At 67.0% G+C, this 20363-nt stretch carries 19 protein-coding genes; 11 read left to right on the plus strand and 8 right to left on the minus strand.

The genetic code is table 11. The annotated features are described in order from the left end of the window. Positions 1-94: 94 nt before the first annotated feature. Both cobT and fsa read right to left on the minus strand, forming a co-directional pair. Complete coding sequence (cobT, locus tag DL238_RS15570; RefSeq protein WP_115493338.1) at positions 95-1918, minus strand: cobaltochelatase subunit CobT; 1824 nt, start codon at positions 1916-1918, stop codon at positions 95-97. Positions 1919-1931: 13 nt separating this feature from the next. Continuing rightward, a complete protein-coding gene (gene fsa, locus DL238_RS15575) occupies positions 1932-2585 on the minus strand; it encodes a fructose-6-phosphate aldolase (RefSeq protein WP_115493339.1) in 654 nt (217 codons plus the stop codon). A 104-nt stretch (positions 2586-2689) separates the two neighbouring features. On the opposite strand from fsa, the gene DL238_RS15580 reads away from it, so the two are divergent. Beyond that, on the plus strand, positions 2690-3286 hold the full coding sequence (locus DL238_RS15580; protein ID WP_234031146.1) for a DUF2490 domain-containing protein: 597 nt from the start codon (positions 2690-2692) through the stop codon (positions 3284-3286). A 17-nt stretch (positions 3287-3303) separates the two neighbouring features. On the opposite strand, the gene DL238_RS15585 is transcribed toward DL238_RS15580, so the two are convergent. Both DL238_RS15585 and DL238_RS15590 read right to left on the minus strand, forming a co-directional pair. After that, complete coding sequence (locus tag DL238_RS15585) at positions 3304-4431, minus strand: hypothetical protein (RefSeq protein WP_147291037.1); 1128 nt, start codon at positions 4429-4431, stop codon at positions 3304-3306. An 81-nt stretch (positions 4432-4512) separates the two neighbouring features. Beyond that, complete coding sequence (locus DL238_RS15590) at positions 4513-5205, minus strand: DUF4197 domain-containing protein (protein WP_234031147.1); 693 nt, start codon at positions 5203-5205, stop codon at positions 4513-4515. A gap of 59 nt (positions 5206-5264) precedes the next feature. Here DL238_RS15590 and DL238_RS15595 point away from each other — a divergent pair, with 59 nt between their 5' ends. Together DL238_RS15595 and DL238_RS15600 are read left to right on the plus strand one after the other, a co-directional pair. Further along, entirely contained in the window at positions 5265-7442 is a 2178-nt protein-coding gene (locus DL238_RS15595) for a primosomal protein N' (RefSeq protein WP_115493342.1), read from the plus strand. A 55-nt stretch (positions 7443-7497) separates the two neighbouring features. Continuing rightward, complete coding sequence (locus DL238_RS15600; protein ID WP_115493343.1) at positions 7498-9069, plus strand: cryptochrome/photolyase family protein; 1572 nt, start codon at positions 7498-7500, stop codon at positions 9067-9069. Here DL238_RS15600 and DL238_RS15605 read toward each other — a convergent pair. Continuing rightward, positions 9066-9821, minus strand: coding sequence for a siderophore-interacting protein (locus DL238_RS15605; RefSeq protein WP_115493344.1), 756 nt, complete (start codon positions 9819-9821; stop codon positions 9066-9068). The two genes, DL238_RS15600 and DL238_RS15605, sit on opposite strands and share 4 nt — an antisense overlap. Before the next feature lie 129 nt (positions 9822-9950). On the opposite strand from DL238_RS15605, the gene DL238_RS15610 reads away from it, so the two are divergent. Beyond that, complete coding sequence (locus tag DL238_RS15610; RefSeq protein WP_115493345.1) at positions 9951-11330, plus strand: NAD-dependent succinate-semialdehyde dehydrogenase; 1380 nt, start codon at positions 9951-9953, stop codon at positions 11328-11330. A gap of 162 nt (positions 11331-11492) precedes the next feature. Beyond that, a complete protein-coding gene (locus DL238_RS15615) occupies positions 11493-12119 on the plus strand; it encodes a TetR/AcrR family transcriptional regulator (protein WP_115493346.1) in 627 nt (208 codons plus the stop codon). Here DL238_RS15615 and DL238_RS15620 read toward each other — a convergent pair. The 3 genes from DL238_RS15620 to DL238_RS15630 are packed head-to-tail and all read right to left on the minus strand — an operon-like array spanning position 12023 to position 14919. Then, on the minus strand, positions 12023-13075 hold the full coding sequence (locus DL238_RS15620) for a hypothetical protein (protein WP_181883980.1): 1053 nt from the start codon (positions 13073-13075) through the stop codon (positions 12023-12025). The two genes, DL238_RS15615 and DL238_RS15620, sit on opposite strands and share 97 nt — an antisense overlap. A gap of 39 nt (positions 13076-13114) precedes the next feature. Further along, positions 13115-13879: an isocitrate lyase/PEP mutase family protein gene (locus DL238_RS15625; RefSeq protein WP_115493347.1), complete on the minus strand. Its 765-nt coding sequence runs from the start codon at positions 13877-13879 to the stop codon at positions 13115-13117. Next, positions 13876-14919, minus strand: coding sequence for a bifunctional transcriptional activator/DNA repair enzyme AdaA (locus tag DL238_RS15630; RefSeq protein ID WP_115493348.1), 1044 nt, complete (start codon positions 14917-14919; stop codon positions 13876-13878). Before DL238_RS15630 ends, DL238_RS15625 begins: the two co-directional genes overlap by 4 nt. Before the next feature lie 82 nt (positions 14920-15001). Here DL238_RS15630 and DL238_RS15635 point away from each other — a divergent pair, with 82 nt between their 5' ends. The 6 genes from DL238_RS15635 (at position 15002) to DL238_RS15655 (ending at position 20354) form a co-directional block, all read left to right on the plus strand. Then, entirely contained in the window at positions 15002-16657 is a 1656-nt protein-coding gene (locus DL238_RS15635) for a S1 family peptidase (protein WP_115493349.1), read from the plus strand. A 3-nt stretch (positions 16658-16660) separates the two neighbouring features. After that, positions 16661-16822 (plus strand): hypothetical protein, encoded by a 162-nt coding sequence (locus tag DL238_RS16465; protein WP_234031148.1) that lies wholly within the window; start codon positions 16661-16663, stop codon positions 16820-16822. 106 nt (positions 16823-16928) lie between these two features. Continuing rightward, positions 16929-17483 (plus strand): F0F1 ATP synthase subunit delta, encoded by a 555-nt coding sequence (locus tag DL238_RS15640; RefSeq protein ID WP_115493350.1) that lies wholly within the window; start codon positions 16929-16931, stop codon positions 17481-17483. Between the two features lie 42 nt (positions 17484-17525). Continuing rightward, the gene (gene atpA / locus DL238_RS15645; RefSeq protein ID WP_115493351.1) at positions 17526-19055 is read left to right on the plus strand and encodes a F0F1 ATP synthase subunit alpha; all 1530 of its coding nucleotides are present in this window, start codon (positions 17526-17528) and stop codon (positions 19053-19055) included. A gap of 25 nt (positions 19056-19080) precedes the next feature. Beyond that, positions 19081-19974: a F0F1 ATP synthase subunit gamma gene (locus DL238_RS15650; RefSeq protein WP_115493352.1), complete on the plus strand. Its 894-nt coding sequence runs from the start codon at positions 19081-19083 to the stop codon at positions 19972-19974. Next, positions 19974-20354: a hypothetical protein gene (locus DL238_RS15655; RefSeq protein WP_115493353.1), complete on the plus strand. Its 381-nt coding sequence runs from the start codon at positions 19974-19976 to the stop codon at positions 20352-20354. Before DL238_RS15650 ends, DL238_RS15655 begins: the two co-directional genes overlap by 1 nt. Positions 20355-20363 lie beyond the last annotated feature (9 nt).

Consider the following 20363-nt stretch of genomic DNA (forward strand, 5'->3'; position numbering starts at 1 on the left):
TTAGCGCTTTGCGCGCTCGCATGCCTTCGCGTCGGAGAATGTTGCCCCGATCAAAACCGTATTTCCAGCTATATCTCGGAAAAGGCCGATCTTTTTACCCCTCTACCTCGAACAGGTCCGCCATCTGGCCAATCATGGTTCCGCCCAGTTGCTCGACGTCCATGATCGTCACCGCGCGCTTGTAGTACCGCGTCACGTCGTGGCCGATGCCGATGGCGACGAGCTGGACGGGGCTGGCCTTCTCGATCCAGTCGATCACCTTGCGCAGGTGCGCCTCAAGGTAGCCTGCGCGGTTCACCGATAGCGTGCTGTCGTCCACCGGAGCGCCGTCGGAGATGACCATCAGGATGCGGCGATCCTCGGGCCGGGCGAGTAGGCGCTGGTGCGCCCACATCAGCGCCTCGCCATCGATGTTCTCTTTCAGCAGGCCTTCGCGCATCATCAGGCCGAGGTTGCGGCGCGCGCGGCGCCACGGCTCGTCGGCCTGCTTGTAGACGATGTGGCGCAGGTCGTTGAGGCGGCCGGGCTGCTGCGGCTTGCCGTCGGCGAGCCACTTCTCGCGCGTGTGCCCGCCCTTCCATGCGCGGGTGGTGAAGCCGAGGATCTCGGTCTTCACCCCGCACCGCTCCAGCGTGCGCGCGATAATGTCCGCGCTGATCGCGGCGATCGAGATCGGCCGCCCGCGCATCGAGCCCGAATTGTCGATGAGGAGCGTGACGACCGTGTCCTTGAACTCGGTCTCGCGCTCGACCTTGTAGGACAGCGAATGGCCGGGACTGATGACCACTCGGGCCAGCCGCGCGGCATCGAGCATTCCCTCTTCCTGGTCGAAATCCCAGCTGCGGCTCTGCTGCGCCATCAGCCGACGCTGGAGCCGGTTGGCGAGCCGGGTGACGACATGTTGCAGGCCGGTCAGCTGGCTGTCGAGATAGGCGCGCAGCCGGTCAAGTTCCTCGGCATCGCACAGCTCGGTCGCGGCGATCTCCTCGTCGAACTTCTTCGAATAGACCTTGTAGTCGAAATCGTCGGGAATGTCGGTCCAGTGGCGGTTGGGGCGCACGGGCATCATGCCCTCTTCGCCGTCGTCGCCCGCGTCGTCGCTGTCGCCTTCCTCTTCGGACAGCTCGGCCTCCCCGTCGTCGTCCGAATCGCCTTCAGCCTGCTCGGCGGCGGCTTCGGGCGATTGCTGCGGCGATTGGTCGCCCGCGTCCTCCTCGTCGGTATCGTCCTCGGGGCTTTCGCCGTCCTCGTCGTCGCCCTCCCCGTCCGCATCCTCGGGCGAGGTTTCCGCGCCTTCGATCAGGTCGAGCTGGCGCAGCATCTCGATCGAAAGGTCCTGAAAGGCCTTCTGGTCGTCGAGCTTGTCGGCCAGCGAGGCGAAGTCGCCCCCGGTGCGCTCGTCGATGAAGCCGCGCACCAGTTCGACGCCCTTGCGCGCCCGCTCGGGGATCGGCTTGCCCGTCAGCGCCTCGCGCATCATCAGCGAGACGGCGGTCGAAAGCGGCACGTCGCGCGCCTCGGTGGCGCGGGCGATCGGGTCGCTGGCAGCGCGCAGCTCGGTCGCGGCGGCAAGGTTTTCGCCCACGCCCGCAAAGCCCTGCGCGCCCAGCGCTTCGTAGCGGACCTGCTCGACCGCATCATAGACCGCGCGCGCGACCGGCTCCGACGGCGCCCCTTTGTCGTGCAGCGCATTGTCGTGCAGGCGGATCTTGAGCGCGAAGCTGTCCGCAAAGCCGCGCGCCTCGGCCGCTTGCTCGGGCGGCAGCTGGCGACCGGGCAGCGGCACGCGGAAGTTCTTGCCCGCCGCCCCCGGACGGTCCGCGCTCCACGCGACTTCGACCTCGGGCTCGCGCGCGATCGCCCGCGCGCCGCCGGTCAGCGCACGCTTGAACCTGTCGAGAGGGGTTTCTTCGCTCAAGTCGTGCCCCGGCCTAGAGGATCGACTGGCCGGTCGACTGCCAGTCCTTGAGGAAGCCCTCGATACCCTTGTCGGTCAGCACGTGGTTGACGAGGCTGCGGATCACCTTGGGCGGCGCGGTCATCACGTCAGCACCGATCTTGGCGGCTTCGAGCACGTGGTTCGTGTGCCGCACCGATGCGACGAGGATTTGGGTGTCGAAGGCGTAGTTGTCGTAGATCAGGCGGATATCGTCGATCAGGCTCATCCCGTCGAAGCCGTTGTCGTCGTGGCGACCGACGAAGGGCGAGATGAAGGTCGCGCCGGCCTTGGCCGCCAGCAGCGCCTGGTTGGCGGAGAAGCACAAAGTCACGTTGACCATCGTGCCTTCGTCGGTCAGCGCGCGGCAGGTCTTCAGCCCGTCCAGCGTCAGCGGCACCTTGATGCAGACATTGTCCGCGATGGCGCGCAGCTTGTCGGCTTCTTTCATCATCGTCTCATGATCGAGCGCGACGACTTCGGCGCTGACCGGGCCATCGACGATGCCGCAGATTTCCTTCGTCACCTTGATGAAGTCGCGGCCCGACTTATGGATGAGCGAGGGGTTGGTGGTCACGCCGTCGATCAGGCCGGTTTCGGCCAGATCCTTGATGTCGGCGATGTCGGCGGTGTCTGCGAAGAATTTCATTTCCGTTACAAACCTGTCATGTGAGCGTCGCAATCGAAACCAACCTGTGCGGATTCTTCATGCGATCAATGAGCCCTAGGGCGCGCGTCCTCCCACTTGCCGCCGTGCCCCTGCTTTTGCAACCGAGCGCGGCATTCGCCGACGACAGCGAATTCTGGATCGAGCTGTCCGCCAAGGGCGATATCGCGCCCGGGACCGCCCTGAAACTCGAAGTCGAGCAACGCCGCAAGGCCGGGCCCGGCGAATATATCGTGGGCGCCGTGGTCGACCGCGATATGGGCGACGGGTTCACCATCGGCGGCGGGATGGAGGTGCACGACACCGGCGGCTTCACCGAGATCCGTCCCTACCAGCAGGTCGGCTATTCGACCGGCATCCTCTCGCTGCGCACCCGGATAGAGGAACGCTTCTACGACGAATCAGATCGCATGGCGCTGCGCCTGCGCCAGCGCATACAACTGAGCGATGATGTCGCGCCCAAGCTGAAGGCGGCGGGTTCGGTCGAGCTGCTATACCAGTTGCGCGACCGCAACGACGGCGGGCCGCAGCGGATCGACCAGTGGCGCTTCAACGCCGGGCTGACCTACCGCGCGGCGGAGAGGCTGGAGGTGACGGGCGGCTATCTTCTGCAACTGCGCCCGCGCCCCGGCGGCGACACCTATACCCACGTGCCGCAGGCGAGCCTCGCCTATCGGTTCTGAATGCCCGAGCGCGCCGCTTACCCCATGATCTGATACACGTGGTTGCACAGGAAGATCGTCTCGCCGTCTTGGCGGGTGATCGAAGTCACCACGCCATTGATGTTGCGATAGACCTTGCCTTCGAAACGGGTCGTCTCGACGTCGTCCACCTGCTCGCGGTCGCTACCGTCGAGATTGACTACGAAGCCCGCGCTGCGCAGCGCCCGAGCGACTTCGGCCACGGGCTCGGCGAAGCGGATGCCCTTGCCGAAGAGCCCCTCCGATTCTTCGAGGAAGGCGTCGGTCAGGCCTAGAACGCTCAGCCCGTTCCAGCTCCCCGTGAAATCGACATCGATCTGGACACGGTTCGAATTGCGTCCGGAAGGCCAGCTGACCCGCCCGGTCACGTTCCCGCCGCCCCCCGGGAGCCGGGTCGTCGCGGGCACCGTGAGATTGGTCATGCGATTGTCGTCGAAACGATAGCTGCCTTCCATCAGGCGAACCGCCTCGGCGCTCCATTCACATCGGGCGGGATCGTCGAAGTTGAGCCAGCGAAGGTTCGTGGCCCCGCCACGCGCGATCGGCGGGGGCGAGCGGTAGCCCTGCTGCTCGCCTGCGACCTGGGCGGAGCCGCTATAGACCCCATCGGCGACCAGTTTCATCGCGGTCGTGTTCACCTCGATCCGCTGCGCCTCGGTCAGGCCACCGCGCATCTGCGGCAGCAACTCGTCGAGTTCGCGCCGCAGATCGGGGTCCTGCCCGCCGAGCCGTTCGGCGAGCGCGAAGTAGGGCCACGCCTGCTGCACGGAGCCGCCGCGGCGCAGGATATAGAAGGCCGCGCGCTCGAACCCGTTGGGCGTGCCGTTCATCCCGGCATTGACGAAATACTCGATCACTTCTTCACGACAGGGCGATCCGTTGGCGAGGTTCATGATCTTCGACGGGCCGCTGGGCGGCACGATGTCGCACATCGCGGCCAGCACGAACCAGTCGTCGCCGCTCATCGGCTGGCGGTTCTTCAGCTGCTTTCGCAGTGCGGAGCGGGTTTTCTTCCAGTCCCCGTGCTTTTCCATATAGGGCCCGGTAATATCGCCGAACTCGCGCGCCGAAGCGCCTGTCGAACCGAGCAAGAGCGCGGCAACCGCCGCCGACATGAGAATTCGCACGTCCACACCTCCCCTGAAAACCTGACCAATGTTAATTGGATCAGGGTCGGGATGGCAAGGTGGTGGTGCTGCCGCCTTGGGCTAGAGCCGCGAGCCCACGCCGAGCGCGCCGATCAAGACCGGATCGTTGGTCGACCGCGGATCGGCGCGGATCGCGGCTTCCTCGCGCCCAATCTCGGTCCAGATCGTGTCGTTGACCTCGCCCGCCACCCGGCTGGCGACGCCGCCGACGTCGACTCCCGCAAGGCTGGAGAGCAGCTGGCCGATCAGCGGATCCTGCGCCAGCCGCATCGCCTCGCCCAGTTCGGGCACCATCGCGTCGATCACGCGGGTCGCCGCCTGGCTGCGCAGATAACTCGTCGCCGCAGTCGGCCCGCCGGTGATAAGATCGATCGTGTTGCGCACCCCGATCAGCTGGATCGTATCGAAGATGACAGGTGCGGCGCGTTCGCTCGCGTCGACCGCGAAGCCCGCGAACTCGCGCTCCACCCGCGCCTTGATGAGGCCGGAGGTGAGAATATTGGCGAGCACATTGCCCCGCGCGCCGAGAAATCCGTCGAGCCCGATCTGCGCGACCTGCCGGTCCCAGAAGCCGCCGGGCGCTGTCAGGCGTGCGAAGGCGCGCTCGCTGGAGAGCAGCAGCAGCCGCTCGATAACGTTCGTCACGCGGTCCTCGTAGGTCGCGCAGCCACCCAGCATCATCACGCCCGCCCCGGCACCCATCATGCCCAGCAGGCGGCGTCGGTTCAGGCCATTTTCGAGAATTCCGGTCATCGTCTCACCTTCCATCCTTGTCGCGCGGGAGCCCCAGCGCCCATATTGGCGGTCGACCAATGCGCCGTATCCGCCTCCTCGTCCTCAACGCCGCGCTCGGCGTGCTCGATTACCGCGTGCCCGAGGGCATGGCGGTCGAGCACGGGCACGTCGTGCTTGCCCCGCTCGGTCCGCGCCAGGTCACGGGGATCGTGTGGGAAGAGGAACGCCTGCCGGGCGAGTCGGTGCCCGACGCGAAGCTGCGACCGATCCTCTCCGTCCTCCCCGTCGCCCCGGTGCGCGCCGAACTGCGTCGCCTGATCGAATGGACCGCCGACTACTACTGCGCGCACATGAGCTCGGTCGCGCGGATGGTGCTGGCGAGCGGCGGCGCGCTCAAAGGAGGCGTGACCGTGACCGAATATCGCCTGACCGGCGCGCAGCCCGACCGGATGACGCCCCAGCGCAAGGCTGCGCTCGAAAAGCTGGAAGATGCGCAGGGCACGATCCGTGAGCTGGCAGCCATGGCCGGCGTTTCCGAGGGCGTGCTGCGCGGCCTCGTGAACCAGGGCGTGCTCGAGCCCGAAGAGGTTGACGCCGACCGCCCCTACCCGCGCGCCTTGCCCGACCATGCCGAGCCCGTGCTCTCGAAAGAGCAGGCCGAGGTCGCGGATGAACTTGTGGCCGCCGTGGAGGCTGGCGAATTCGCGCCAATCCTGCTCGACGGGGTGACCGGATCGGGCAAGACCGAGACCTATTTCGAACCCGTCGCCGCCGCGATCCGCGACGGAAAGCAGGTGCTGGTGCTGCTGCCCGAAATCGCGCTGACCGAGAACTTCCTGCGCCGGTTCGAGGATCGCTTCGGGGTGGTGCCGGTGCTGTGGCATTCCTCGCTGAAATCGTCCGAGCGCCGCCGCGCCTGGCGCGCGATCACGCGCGCGCCGGAGGATAACGGCGCGCAGGTGGTGGTGGGCGCGCGCTCAGCGCTGTTCCTGCCCTACGCCAAACTCGGCCTGATCGTGGTCGACGAGGCGCACGAGATCAGCTTCAAGCAGGACGACGGGGTGCGCTACAACGCGCGCGACGTCGCGGTGATGCGGGGGCATTTCGAGCGAATCCCGGTCGTGCTAGCCAGCGCGACCCCCGCGCTCGAAAGCCTGCATATGGCGGAGACGGGCACCTACCGGAAGCTCGACCTTCCCAGCCGCTTCGGCGGGGCCACACTGCCCACGATCCGCCTGCTCGACCTGACCGAGGAACCGCCCGAGCGCGGCCGCTGGCTTGCGCCTATGCTGGCGCGCGAGCTGTTCGCGCGGATGGAGCGCGGCGAGCAGACGCTGCTGTTCCTCAACCGGCGCGGCTATGCCCCGCTGACGCTGTGCCGCACCTGCGGATACCGCTTCCAGTGCAAGCAGTGCAGCGCTTGGCTGGTCGAACATCGCTTCTCGCGCAGGCTCGCCTGCCACCATTGCGGGCATGAGGAGCCGACGCCCGACGCCTGCCCCGAATGCGGCGAGAAGGACAGCCTCGTCCCCTGCGGCCCCGGCGTAGAGCGTGTCGCGGACGAAGTGCGCGAGATCGCGCCCGAGGCGCGGATCGCGGTGGCGACGTCCGACACGCTCAACACGCCCGCCCGGGCCGCCGAGTTCGTCGCCATGGCCGAAAGCGGCGCGATCGATGTGATCGTGGGCACGCAGTTGGTGACCAAGGGCTTCCACTTCCCCGACCTGACGCTGGTCGGCGTGGTCGATGCGGACCTTGGGCTGGAAGGCGGCGACCTGCGCGCCGCCGAGCGCGTATACCAGCAGATCGCGCAGGTCGCGGGCCGCGCGGGCCGTGCCTCCAAGCCGGGCGAAGTGCTGATCCAGACGCGCCACCCGGAAGCGCCGGTGATCGCCGCGCTGGCTGCGGGCGACCGCGATGCGTTCTACGCCGCCGAGCTCGAATCGCGACGCCACGCCAATGCCCCGCCCTTCGGACGCTGGGCGGCGATCATCGTTTCGAGCGAAGACGAGAAGGAGGCGCGCCTGGCCGCCGTGCGGATCGGCGATGCGCGCCCGCGGCTGGACGACATCATGATCCTCGGCCCCGCGCCCGCGCCGCTCGCCCAGCTCCGCGGCCGCTATCGCTATCGCCTGCTGATCAATGCCAAGCGCACCGCCGCACTGCAGGACGCGATCCGCGACTGGCTCGGTCCGCTCGAGCTGCCGCGCGGGGTGCGGGTGGGGATCGACATCGACCCCTATAGTTTCGTCTGAGACCCCTGCCCAAAAGCCCAGCCGAACCAATGCAGGGCCGACGCGTTGAGCGGGAATGGCAGATACCCCCGACGGCCCCGTTCTCGTGCCCATCCTCGGCGACCAGCTGACCCGCGATCTCGCTTCGCTGCGCGGCCGCACGAAGGAGGATACCGTCGTGCTGATGATGGAGGTGTGGGACGAGGCGACTTACGTGCGCCATCACAAACAGAAGATCGTCCTCGTCTTCTCCGCCATGCGCCATTTCGCCGCAGAGCTGCGCGATGCCGGCTGGACGGTCGACTATGTGAAGCTGACCGACGAAGACAATGCCGGCGGCTTCACCGGCGAGGTCGCACGCGCGATCGAGCGGCACGGTCCGCGCGCCGTCCATATCGTCGAAGCGGGCGAATGGCGCGTGCAGCAGCAGATCGAGGAATGGCCGGACAAGTTCGATTGCGAGGTCGATATCCTTTCCGACGACCGCTTCGTGAGCTCGCTGTCCGAATTTCGCGACTGGGCGGAGGATCGCGACACGCTGCGGATGGAGTTCTTTTACCGCGAGATGCGCCGCAAGACCGGGCTGCTGATGGACGGCGACAAGCCTGAAGGCGGCGAGTGGAACTACGACAGCGAGAACCGCAAGCCGCCCAAGGAAGGGCTCGAAGCGCCGCAACGGCCGCTTTTCGAGCCCGACGACATCACCCGCGCCTGTATCGCGCTGGTCGAAGAGCGGTTCGGCGATCATTTCGGATCGCCCGAAAATTTCGGCTGGCCGGTCACCCGCGATGAAGCCGAGCAAGCCGCCGACGCCTTTTTCGCCGAGCGAATCGAGTGTTTCGGCCCTTTTCAGGACGCGATGGTCCACGGGCAGGACGACCTGTTCCACTCGATGCTATCGACGAGCATCAACCTCGGCCTGCTCGATCCGCTTGACCTGTGCCGACGCGCAGAACAGGCGTACAAGGAGGGCAAGGCGCCACTCAACAGCGTCGAGGGGTTCATCCGCCAGCTCATCGGCTGGCGCGAATATATCCGCGGCTTCTACTGGCTGCACATGCCGCACCTCCGACGCGCAAATGCGCTGAATGCCCAGCGCGGACTGCCCGAATTCTTCTGGACCGGCGAGACCGACATGCGCTGCCTCGCCGACTGCATCCGCTCGACCCGCGACAATGCGCATGCGCATCATATCCAGCGGCTGATGGTGCTGGGGAACTTCTGTCTGATCGCGGGAATTTCCCCGCGCGAGGTGCAGGACTGGTATCTGGTGGTCTATGCCGATGCCTACGAATGGGTCGAGCTGCCCAATGTGGCGGCGATGATCCTCTACGCCGACGGGGGCAAGCTGGCATCAAAGCCCTATGCGGCCTCGGGCAACTACATCAACAAGATGAGCAATTACTGCTCCGACTGCGCCTACTCGGTCTCAAAGAAGACCGGCGACGGCGCGTGTCCGTTCAATTCGCTCTACTGGCATTTCATGGACCGGCATCGCGACAAGCTGGAAAGCAATCACCGCATCGGCCGGATCTATTCCAACTGGGACCGGATGGGGGAAGATCGCCAGCGCGATTATCTCGACACCGCCGAAGCGTTTCTCGACACGCTGAAGCCCGCGGATTCGGGCTGGGCCCGCGCCGACTAGGCGGGCTGTCCCTCCGCATCCTCGCGCTTCACGACTTTGTGCTCGTCTTCGCCCAAGCCCGCCTTCCAGTAGCTCGAGATGTAAAGCGAGGTACCGCGCAGGCCGAGTTCGTCGCGCAGGAATGTTCGCAGGTTCCGCATGGCGGAGAATTCGCTGGCTGCCCAGCCGGCCACCCGACCGTGCGGCAACGCCACCTTGCGCAGTTCGTCGGCGAGCAGATCGGGCCGAGCGCCCGGTTCGCGGTTGACCAGCCAGCGGATCTCGACGCCGTCGGGCTTGTCGAGCTCGACCTGGTCGGCCTCGCTCTGGATCTCGATCGCCGCAACCCCGCGCGCATCGGGCGAAAGCGCGGCAAGGTTCACCGAAATCGCAGGCAGCGCGGTCATGTCGCCCGCGATCAGGTAGAAGTCGTGGTCGGAAGGCAGCGGCTTGGCGGCGCCCGGTCCGCCGATCTTGATGGTGTCGCCCGGCCCGGCGGCGAGCGACCATCTGGTCGCCGGGCCCGCCGCATCGTCGCCGTGCAGCGCGAAATCGATATCGAGCTCGCCCTCGCGCTGGTCGCGGATCGTGTAGGTGCGCACGATCGGCTTGCCTCTGGCGTCCTCGCCGAGGAACAGCTTGAGATAGCCGCCTTGCTGGCCTTCGGGAAAGCCTGCGAGTCCGGGCCCGCCCAGCGTGACGCGCTGAAGCGAGGGCGTAATCCTTTCGCGGTGGAGGACGGTCAATGCGCGGGGGTCGGGCCTATTGCTCATGCGGGCCACTTAATGCGAGCGACTCTCATTTGCAATGCCGTCCGGGAGCCGCCCAGTATCAACCTCTTGGAACGACGGCCTGCCGAGCGATTTGGTTAAGAGAACCCCCCGATAACGAAAGATCCCCCAATGTCCGACATCACCACCGTCAATCCCGCCACCGGCGAGACTATCGAGACCTACACGCAAATCGGCAAGGACGAGGCCTTCGCCAAGGTCGATGCCTGCCACGACGCGTTCAGCGAGTGGAAGCTGCGCAGCCTCGACGACCGTGCACAGGTCATCAAGGGCCTCGGCAAGGCGCTGCGCGACAACAAGGAAGAGCTGGCCCAGCTGATGACCCGCGAGGTCGGCAAGCTGATCGGCGACAGCCGCGACGAAGTGGAGCTGTGCGCCGCGATCTGCGACTACACCGCCGCCAACGGCCCCAAGGAGCTGGCCGACGAGAAACGCGATCCGAACAATGCCGGGCGCGGCATCGTCACCTATTCGCCCATCGGCGTGATCTACGGCATCCAGCCGTGGAACTTCCCCGCCTATCAGGTGATCCGCTACGCCGTCGCCAACCTGATGACGGGCAACGGCGTGCTGCTGAAGCACGCCGCCAACTGCACCGGCAGCGGCCTGAAGATCGAGGAGATTTTCAAGAAGGGCGGCCTGCCCGATGGTCTGTTCACCGTACTCGTCATCGACCACGACCTGTCGGACGAGGTCATCGCCTACGACAAGGTTCGCGGCGTCACCCTCACCGGCTCGGACGGTGCGGGCAAGCACATTGCGGAAGAAGCGGGCAAGGCGCTGAAGCCGACCGTCCTCGAGCTGGGATCGAACGATGCCTACATGGTTCTGGAAGACGCCGATCTGGACAAGGCGGTGGGGATCTGCGCCAGCGCGCGGCTCTATAATAACGGCCAGACCTGCATCAACGGCAAGCGCTTCATCGTGACCGAGAAGGTCTACGACGAATTCGTCAAGAAATACGTCGCCAAGTTCTCGGCCGTGAAGACCGGCGATCCGACCGCCGATGGGACCGATATGGGCCCGATGGCACGCGAGGACCTGCGGAAGACCTTGCAGGATCAGGTCGACCAGTCGGTCGAAAAGGGTGCGAAGATAGAATGCGGCGGCGCCATCCCCGATGGGCCGGGCGCGTTCTATCCGGCGACCGTCCTCACCAATGTCCAGCCCGGCCAGCCAGCCTATGACGACGAGCTCTTCGGCCCCGTCGCCAGCGTCATCAAGGCGAAGGACGACGAGGACGCGATGCGGATCGCCAACGACAGCCGCTACGGCCTCGGCGGCGGGATCATGTCGAAGAATGTCGACCGCGCGATCGAGCTTGCGTCCAAGCACTTCGACACCGGCATGGTGTTCATCAACACCTTCGGCGTTGCCGACCCCTCGATGCCCTTCGGCGGCGTGAAGAACTCGGGCTACGGGCGCGAGCACGGCGGCTTCGGGATCAAGGAATTCGCAAACGCCAAGGCGATCTTCGTCGGCGCCGAATAGGCGAGACGCAGACCGGGCGTCGCCGACTGGCGAGGCCCCGAAGACCCCGCAACCGGGGCGGCTTGGTCGCCCCGGTTGACGTGTTTTTGCGTGACCGGGCCGCGCTGACAATACGGTCTCGGACCCGGTTGCCGCGGCGTTTCCGCCACGGTACCGTTTCATATGGCAGAGACGAAAGAGCCGGCGAAAGAAAGGCCCGGAGCCGGAAGGCCCCGCGCAAGGGGCCGCCCGCGCAGCGAGCAGTCGCGCGAGGCGATCCTGCTTGCCGCGCTGAAGCTGCTGGTGCGCGACGGTTACGAGAACCTCACGATCGAAGGCGTCGCGCGCGAGGCGGGTACGGGCAAGAGCACGATCTACCGCTGGTGGAAGGGCCGCAGCGACCTGGCGGTGGACGCCTTCTTCAGCGCGATCGACGAAACGCTCGACCTCCATGAGACCGGCAGGGCCGAAACCGATTTCCGCGCGCAGATCGCGGGCATGGCGGCGCAATTGAGGGGGCCTGCGGGCCGCGCCTTCGCCGCCATGCTCGCGGGCGGGCGCGACAGCCCCTCGGTCGCGGCGGCGGTGCGCAAGCGCTGGCTCGATCCGCGGCGCGACTGGGCGCGGATGCGCATGGCGCGGGCGGCCGAGGCGGGCCAGTTGCAGGAGGGCGTCGAGCCGCGCGCCGCGCTCGCGCTGCTTTATTCGCCGCTCTATTCGCCGCTGCTGTTCGGCAACGACATCCCCTCCGCCAAGGACCTCGACGCGGCATTCTCGCTCGCCGCGCGCGCGATCTTCAAACCCTCGTAGAAAGCGGGCGCCTCATCGACCCGGAAAGCGATGCGCGCCACCTCGCGCTCGCGCCCGAACGGGCCGGGAACACGGATCGGTGCGCGCAGCTCGAGCAGCACGTTGGGCCACGAGAGAAGCGCTGCGTTGAGCGTGTCGCGCGCCTTGACCTCTTCGGCAGAGAAGCTGTCGCGCGCCTCGGCGATCGCCTCGTAGGGAACCAGCACGCCGATGACGAAGCCCGCACGCACGCGCACGCCCTCGTCGGTCAGCAGGATCGGCCGCAGCCGCAGGCTCTTGAGCAGCGCGATCGTCCACAGCAGACCCCAGGCGCTGAGCGCGAACAGCGTCCAGGCCAGCGTCGGGCTCCACAGCATGACCAGCAGGTGCACCGCGCCCAGCTCGATCACCTGCAGCACCATCAGAGCCGCGATCATCGGGACGAGATAGCGGTGGTAGGCGAAGGCCTGTGTACCCGCGGGCACGTCTGGCGCCCGCCCCCAGCTCAGCAGCGCGAGATGCAGCACCCGCGCCTCGGCGAAGAGCAGCGCGACGAGCGGGCGGGGCAGCATTTCGCCGAGCGCGCTTTCGAGCGAATGCTGGCGACGCCAGACGCGAAGGGCTCGCCAGCCCGACCAGCCGATATAGGCGATAATGGTCAGCCCAAGCGCCAGCGGGATGGCGGCGGTCGCGAGGATCGCATCGCGGACGGGGCCCCTGCTCGCCACCAGCACCACCAGGCTCGCCGCCGCGAAAGCGCCGAGCATCGCCCTTGGCCCGGGCCTCATAGCTTCGTGCTTGGCGATCGTGCCGAGCGCGAGAGCATCCGCAACGATCCAGCCGAACAGCAGGGCAGCTAAAACGGGATTCGCCGCCGCCCATCCGGTCGCGGCAAAGGCGACCGCGCCGCCCAGCGCGAGGGGCGGCAGGATGGTCGCGAGCATGCGGCGCGACCCGGCGGAAATGGCGATGGCCATGCGCTTGCCTTAGGCCATGATGCCCGCCTGCGCCAGAGCTCAGGCGAGGCCAGCAGCCCCCGCCAGCGCCTCTTTTGCAGCGCTTTCCAGCGCCGCCATCGCCTGTTGCCAGGGACCCGGTCCGTAACTGATCCGCGCGACACCGCAGGCTGCCAAAGCGCGGTTGTCGACCATGCCGGGCAGCCGCATGATATTGACCGGCAGCGGTACCTTCGCGCACAGTTCGGTGATGAGCGCGGGATCGCCCAGCCCCGGCGCGAAGAAGCACTGCGCGCCCGCATGGGTGTAAGCCTGCGCCCGCGCGATCGCTTCGCCCAGCAGCGCCGGATCGTCGGCATTCTCCCCCGCCATCAGGCGCGACAGGAACAGGTCGGTTCGCGCGTTCACGAACAGGCCGCTGCCCGCGACCGCCGCGATCCGCGCGGCCTGATGCTCGACCGCATAGAGACCCTCGCCCGCAACGACCCGATCCTCGAAATTGCAGCCCGCCGCGCCGGTCTCCGCCAGCCGCCGCGCGTTTGCTGCAAGGCCCCCGGGATCGGCAGCATAGCCGCCTTCGAAATCGACCGAGACCGGCAGATCGACTGCCGCGACGATTTCGCGCGCGACGCGCAGCAGATCGGCAAGCGGAAGATCCTCGCCATCCGCGTATCCGTGGGCACCTGCCACCGACATGCTGCCGGTCGCGATCGCACGTGCGCCCGCCGCGGCGACAGCGCGAGCGGAGCCGGCTTCCCAGGTGTTGTAGAGCACCAGCGGGGAGCCCGCCCGGTGAAGCGCCCCGAATTCGGTTTTTCCGGTCATTGCTCGCCTTCCCGTTTCAGCAGTTCCTGCTTGATCTTCGTCCCATAGGCATAGCCGCCCAGCCCGCCGTCCGCCGCGATCACGCGGTGGCACGGGATCAGCACCGCGACATTGTTTGCGCCATTCGCACCGCCGACCGCCCGGCTTGCTTTCGGATTGCCGAGTGCGGCGGCAAGTTCACCATAGCTGCGCGTCTCGCCCGACGGGATCGCCCGCAGCGCCTGCCAGCAGGCTTCCTGAAAGGCGGTGCCCTGCACGTCGAGGGGGATGTCCGAACCCGTTCCCGGCCGCTCGACCGCCGCGATCACCTCGGCCAGCAGGGCTGCGAAGTCTTCGCCGCCTTCGACGAGGTCTGCCGCAGGAAAGCGGGCGCGCAGCTCCGCCTCGCCTTCGGCGAAGCTCAGGCGGCACACGCCCTTGTCGGTCGCGGCGACCAGCATCTCGCCCAGCGTGGTCTGGACCACCGCCCAGCGGATCGTCGCGCCGCGTCCGCCATTTCTCCATGCGCTCGGGCTCATTCCCATCTTCCCCTCCATCGCGGCGTAGAAGCGGCTCGGCGCCTCATAGCCTGCATCGTAAATCGCGTCGGTGACGCGCGCCGCGCCGGACAGCGCATCGCGCGCCCGCTCTTCTTTCAGCGCACGCGCGTAGGCGGCGGGCGAGAGGCCGGTGGCGCGCTTGAACACGCGCTGGATATGGCCGGACGAATAGCCGGTGACCGCGCCCAGCTCCGCGAGGGTCGGATGCTCGCCGCCCCGGATTGCATCGATTGCCGCGCGCACGGCGGCCTCGTCGCGCGCGACGTCGTCGGGCAGGCAGCGCTTGCAGGGCCTGAGGCCCGCCGCACGCGCTGCCGCGCCATCGGCGAAGAAGCGCACGTTGCCTCGCGCCGGGTGGCGCGCGGCGCAGCTCGGACGGCAATAGATACCGGTGGTGAGCACGCCGGTGACGAAGCGGCCGTCGAATGCGCGGTCGCGCCGCATGACCGCATTCCACGCGGCCCCCGCATCGATTGCGTCGCTGGCTTTATCCCTTGTCATCGGGTTCCTTCTAGACTGCTCCGGCAATGCTTCGCATCCCGAAGCTTGCGGCCAAACCCGCAGCCGGTCAAAAGAGCGCCCGATGACGCGATTGAGCATACTCCTGTTCGTTCTCCTGGCAGCGCTCGGCCTTGCCGTGCCCGGACATGCCGAGCCTGCCGATATCGACGCGGCGGCGCGCGGCGTCGTGCGGATCGTGATCTTCGACCGCGTGGTCGAAGGCGGCGAGGAAGAGCTTTACCCGGTCAGCCACGGCACCGGCTTCGCGGTCGCGCCGCAGCGAATCGTCACCAATGCCCATGTCGTGCGCGAATCGATGCAGCCCGGCCCGTTCGGAGAGGACCGCGTGATCGGGATCGTCCCGCCCGATGGCGGCGCGTCCGCCTTCGCCCGAATCGTTGCGGTCGATGCGGAGACCGACCTCGCGCTGCTTTCGATCCAGGGATCGCTGCGGCTGCCGCCCCTCACCCTTGCCGCCAGCCGACCGCGCGGCAGCGGCACCGAGGTCACGTCGGTCGGCTACCCGATGAATGTCGACCGCGCGCAGGGCCTCTCGATCGAGGATATGGTGCGTTCGCAACCGCCGGTAAAAAGCCGCGGCTTCATCTCGGGCGAGCGGCCGAGCCGCCAGTTCGACACGATCCTGCACACCGCGCCCATCGCGCGCGGCAATTCGGGCGGCCCGCTGCTCGACGAGTGCGGCCGCGTCCTGGGGGTCAATTCCTTCGGCGCCGAAAGCGACGGGACCGATGCGGAGTTCTATTTCGCGGTGTCGAATCGCGAGCTTATGCCGTTCCTGCGCGGCCATTCGGTATCGCCGCGCCTCAACGACCTGCCGTGCCGCAGCCTTGCCGAGCTGGACGAGGCCGAGCGCGAACGGCGCGAAGCGGCAGCCCAGGCTGCACGCCAGCAGATGGAAGCCCGCTCCGAAGCGGCGAGCGAGCGGCGCGCGCGGCTCCAGCTCGAAGCCGCGCTCGCCGTGCAGGAAGAGCGCGAGAACCGTATCGCCATGGCGCTGCTGTGCCTGCTCGCGGCGATCGGGCTCGGCGTGCTCGGCTATGCGCTTGCTCAGCGGCGCGAGAAGGAGCTGGCGGCGGGCGAGGCGGTGCCCGCAACCGAAATCGCGGACGATCCCGAGTGGGACGATGATGCGCGCAAGGGCCTGCCCGAGTGGCTGCCCTATGCCTGCTACGCCGGTGCGGCGATCCTCGCGGTGGCGGCGGCTGCGCTCTATCTCACACGGCCCGGCCTCGACGCGATCGACCGCCGCGTGGCAGCCGCGCTGGGCGAGGAGACGGGCAGCGAACAGGTGGCCGATGATGCCGCCAGCGCGACCGCAGGGCGATTCGTGTGCACGCTGGAGCCTTCGCGCAGCCGGGTGACCGGCGAGCCCACCCGCAGCGTCAACCTGCGCTGGACCGCCAACGGCTGCGTCAACGGGCGCACGCAGTATGGCTTTGCCAATGGCCAGTGGGCGCGCGTGCTGGTGCCCAATGACGAGGATATCGTCAGCGTCGCCCGCTACGACCCGCAGACGCGCACCTACCGCGCCGATCGCTACCTCCTTTCGCGCAACGGCATCGCTGCCGCGCGCGAGGCTCGCTCTAGCTATTCCGCGCCGTCCTGCGAGGCGCCGGATGGCGCGGCGGAGCTGGGACGGCAGCAGGACGCCGTGCTTTCCGCCCTCCCCTTGCAGCCGAACGAGCGGCTGGTCTATTCCTGCGAACCGGCGGACTGAGCAATGGAAAAGGCGCCCGTTCCCATCTCGACCGTCCGCGGCGTCGCCATCATTTTCGAGCTGGAGAACCTCAACCGGCTGCGTCAGGCTTTCGCGCCCGCCGCAACGCCCGCGAAGGACGAATCCCGGCCCCCTCGGCTTGCGCTCTTGAAACCCCGATGCTAGGCGCGCGCCAGCCTTGCCGGGGCAGCCCCTCTTCATCGACGGGACGCGGCCCCACCACGGCAAGCGAAGCACTCGATTTTTTCCGGACCCGAAGAGGACCCAAGGCGTGGACATTTCCGCCGGTATTCAGGCCAGCCTTGCAGGGCGCTATGCAGTCGCGCTGTTCGAACTGGCCGCGGAAGAGGGCGTGGTGAGCGCGGTCGAATCCGACCTCGACAAGCTCTCCGCCGCGCTCGACCAGTCGCCCGAGTTCGCCGGGCTGACCACCAATCCGCAGCTTGGCCGCAAGGTCAAGATGGATGCGATCGCAAAGGTCGCCGGCCTGCTCGAACTCACGCCGCTGACGCTGCGCTTCGTCGGCGTGCTGGCGGAGAATCGGCGTCTGGCCGAACTCCCGCGCATCATTCGCGCCTTCCGCGACATCGCCGCCGCCCAGCGCGGCGAGGTGAGCGCGGAAGTGATCAGCGCGCATCCGCTGTCCGAAGACCAGCTCTCGGCGCTCAAGACCAAGCTGACCGCGCGCGAAGGCCGCACGGTCAAGCTGACCAGCAGCGTCGATCCCGAAATGCTCGGTGGCCTGATCGTCACCATCGGCTCCAAGCGGATCGACGGATCGATCCGCACCCGTCTCAACGCGCTTACGCAGGCAATGAAAGGCTGACAGATCCTTCCGAAGAAGGACTGTCGATGAAAGGCTAAGGCAATGGATATTCGCGCCGCAGAAATCAGCAAGGTCATCAAGGACCAGATCGCCAACTTCGATTCGACAGCGCAGGAAAGCGAAGTCGGTACCGTGCTTTCCGTCGGTGACGGGATCGCCCGCATCCACGGGCTGGACAAGGTCCAGGCCGGCGAGATGGTCGAATTCGCCAACGGCGTGAAGGGCATGGCGCTCAACCTCGAAGCCGACAATGTCGGCGTGGTGATCTTCGGCGGCGACACGGGCATCAAGGAAGGCGACACCGTTAAGCGGACCGAGACGATCGTCGACGTTCCCGTGGGCAAGGCCCTGCTGGGCCGCGTGGTCGACGCGCTGGGCAATCCGATCGACGGCAAGGGCCCGATCGCGACGACCGAGCGCCGCCGCGTCGAAGTGAAGGCGCCGGGCATCATCCCGCGCCAGGGCGTGCACGAACCGGTGCAGTCGGGCCTCAAGGCGATCGACGCTCTCGTGCCCGTCGGCCGTGGCCAGCGCGAACTGATCATCGGCGACCGCCAGACCGGCAAGAGCGCCGTGGCGATCGATACCTTCATCAACCAGCGCGACGCGCACCAGGGCGATGACGAGAACCAGAAGCTGTACTGCATCTACGTCGCGGTCGGGCAGAAGCGCTCCACCGTCGCGCAGATCGTCAAGCAGCTCGAAGAAAACGGCGCGATGGAATATTCGATCGTAGTCGCCGCGACCGCGTCCGAACCGGCCCCGCTGCAGTACCTCGCGCCCTATACCGGCTGCGCGATGGGCGAGTTTTTCCGCGACAATTCGATGCACGCCGTGATCGTGTACGACGACCTTTCCAAGCAGGCAGTCGCCTATCGCCAGATGTCGCTCCTGCTGCGCCGCCCGCCGGGCCGCGAAGCCTATCCGGGCGACGTGTTCTACCTCCACAGCCGCCTGCTCGAGCGTGCGGCGAAGATGAGCGACGAGGAAGGCGCCGGTTCGCTGACCGCGCTGCCGATCATCGAAACGCAGGCTGGCGACGTGTCGGCCTACATTCCGACCAACGTGATCTCGATCACCGACGGCCAGATCTTCCTCGAAACCGACCTGTTCTACCAGGGCGTGCGTCCCGCGATTAACGTGGGCCTCTCGGTGTCGCGTGTCGGTGGTGCCGCCCAGACCAAGGCGATGAAGAAGGTCTCGGGCTCGATCAAACTCGAACTCGCGCAGTACCGCGAAATGGCCGCGTTTGCGCAGTTCGGTTCGGACCTCGACGCTTCGACGCAGAAGCTGCTCAACCGCGGTGCGCGCCTGACCGAGCTGCTCAAGCAGCCGCAGTTCTCGCCGATGCCGTTCGAAGAGCAGACCGTGTCGATCTTCGCGGGCACCAACGGCTATCTCGACGCTGTCGCCGTCGACCGAGTGACCGAGTACGAAACGCAGATGCTCAGCTTCATGCGCCACGAACATGCCGACGTTCTCAAGGACATCCGCGAGAGCAAGAAGTTCGAAGACGACGTGAAGGACCGCACGGTCAAGGCGCTCGACGCCTTCGCCAAGCAGTTCGCGTAAGCCCTAGACAAACGCAGGAGCCGAAATGGCTAGCCTCAAGGAACTCAAGGGCCGGATCAAGTCGGTCAAGTCGACGCAGAAGATCACCAAGGCCAAGCAGATGGTCGCGGCGGCCAAGTTGCGCCGTGCGCAGGAAGCCGCCGAGGCCGCGCGTCCCTATGCCGAGCGGCTGAACGCGGTCATGGCGAGCCTGGCGGACAAGGTCGGCGACAGTGCGTCGGCGCCCAGGCTGCTCGCGGGCACCGGCAGCGACCAGCGCCACCTGCTGGTCGTCGTGAACACCGACAAGGGCCTGTGCGGCGGTCTCAACTCCAACATCGTCAAGGAAGCGCTCCGCAAGGCGCGCGCGCTGGTCGAGAACGGCAAGACAGTCGAATTCTACCTCGTCGGCAAGAAGGGCCGCGCGCCGATCAGGCGCAGCGGCGTCGCCGAGATCAGCGATCACTTCGACACCTCGACCGTGCGCAATCCGGGCTTCGAGGAAGCCGAGGCGATCGCCGACGAGCTGCTGGAAATGTTCGAAGCGGGCAAGTTCGACGTCGCGCATCTCGTCTACCCGATCTTCAAGTCCGCGCTCGCACAGGACCCGACGGTGCAGCAGCTGATCCCCGTCCCGCCCCCCGAAGCGTCGGATGTGGCCAAGGGCGGCGCGACTTCGGGAGATGCCGTGGTCGAATACGAGCCGGGCGAGGAGGAAATCCTCGAAGCCCTGCTGCCGCGCTACGTTCGCACGCAGCTGTTCGGCGCGCTGCTCGAACTCGCGGCGTCAGAACAGGGCGCGTCGATGACCGCGATGGACAATGCGACGCGCAACGCGGGCGACCTGATCAAGGACCTCAACAAGCAGTACAACCGCAGCCGCCAGGCCGCGATCACGACCGAGCTGATCGAGATCATCGCCGGCGCGGAGGCGCTGTGATGGCCCGCGTATCGCTCGCCCTCGCCACTGTGCTGGTGCTCTCCGCCTGTGCCGAGCCCGTCGACCCCAATCGCGAGACGGACTACGCCTCGTCGCAGGTGCCGGCCGAAGTGCCCGAGCCCGAACTCGACGTCCCGCCGGGGCTGGAAAGCGATGGCAATATCCCCTCGCTCGCCGAGTTGCAGCTTGCCCTCGCCACTTGTATGCCCGCGCAAGAGGCGGTCGAGGCGCAGTGCGAGCCGTCCGAGGAAGGCACCGAGTTCACCTGCCGCTACAGCCTCGAAGACGATACGCCCGAAACCGAGCGTGAAGCCGTGATCGCCGCTGACGGCGACGGCTACATCCTCGTCGATATTCCCGAAGACTGCGACACGCAGTAACAAGCCATA

Origin of the sequence: Alteriqipengyuania lutimaris, assembly GCF_003363135.1 — a bacterium.
GTDB lineage: Bacteria > Pseudomonadota > Alphaproteobacteria > Sphingomonadales > Sphingomonadaceae > Alteriqipengyuania > Alteriqipengyuania lutimaris.

Bases quoted from the DNA above. Each gene is read 5' to 3' on its own strand.
- DL238_RS15610 (WP_115493345.1), top strand. From the start codon at position 9,951: ATGTCCGACATCACCACCGTCAATCCCGCCACCGGCGAGACTATCGAG.
- DL238_RS15600 (WP_115493343.1), top strand. From the start codon at position 7,498: ATGGCAGATACCCCCGACGGCCCCGTTCTCGTGCCCATCCTCGGCGAC.
- fsa (WP_115493339.1), bottom strand. From the start codon at position 2,585: ATGAAATTCTTCGCAGACACCGCCGACATCGCCGACATCAAGGATCTG.
- DL238_RS15655 (WP_115493353.1), top strand. From the start codon at position 19,974: ATGGCCCGCGTATCGCTCGCCCTCGCCACTGTGCTGGTGCTCTCCGCC.
- DL238_RS16465 (WP_234031148.1), top strand. From the start codon at position 16,661: ATGGAAAAGGCGCCCGTTCCCATCTCGACCGTCCGCGGCGTCGCCATC.
- DL238_RS15630 (WP_115493348.1), bottom strand. From the start codon at position 14,919: ATGACAAGGGATAAAGCCAGCGACGCAATCGATGCGGGGGCCGCGTGG.
- DL238_RS15635 (WP_115493349.1), top strand. From the start codon at position 15,002: ATGACGCGATTGAGCATACTCCTGTTCGTTCTCCTGGCAGCGCTCGGC.
- DL238_RS15605 (WP_115493344.1), bottom strand. From the start codon at position 9,821: ATGAGCAATAGGCCCGACCCCCGCGCATTGACCGTCCTCCACCGCGAA.
- atpA (WP_115493351.1), top strand. From the start codon at position 17,526: ATGGATATTCGCGCCGCAGAAATCAGCAAGGTCATCAAGGACCAGATC.
- DL238_RS15595 (WP_115493342.1), top strand. From the start codon at position 5,265: ATGCGCCGTATCCGCCTCCTCGTCCTCAACGCCGCGCTCGGCGTGCTC.
- DL238_RS15620 (WP_181883980.1), bottom strand. From the start codon at position 13,075: ATGGCCATCGCCATTTCCGCCGGGTCGCGCCGCATGCTCGCGACCATC.
- DL238_RS15590 (WP_234031147.1), bottom strand. From the start codon at position 5,205: ATGACCGGAATTCTCGAAAATGGCCTGAACCGACGCCGCCTGCTGGGC.
- DL238_RS15615 (WP_115493346.1), top strand. From the start codon at position 11,493: ATGGCAGAGACGAAAGAGCCGGCGAAAGAAAGGCCCGGAGCCGGAAGG.
- DL238_RS15625 (WP_115493347.1), bottom strand. From the start codon at position 13,879: ATGACCGGAAAAACCGAATTCGGGGCGCTTCACCGGGCGGGCTCCCCG.
- DL238_RS15650 (WP_115493352.1), top strand. From the start codon at position 19,081: ATGGCTAGCCTCAAGGAACTCAAGGGCCGGATCAAGTCGGTCAAGTCG.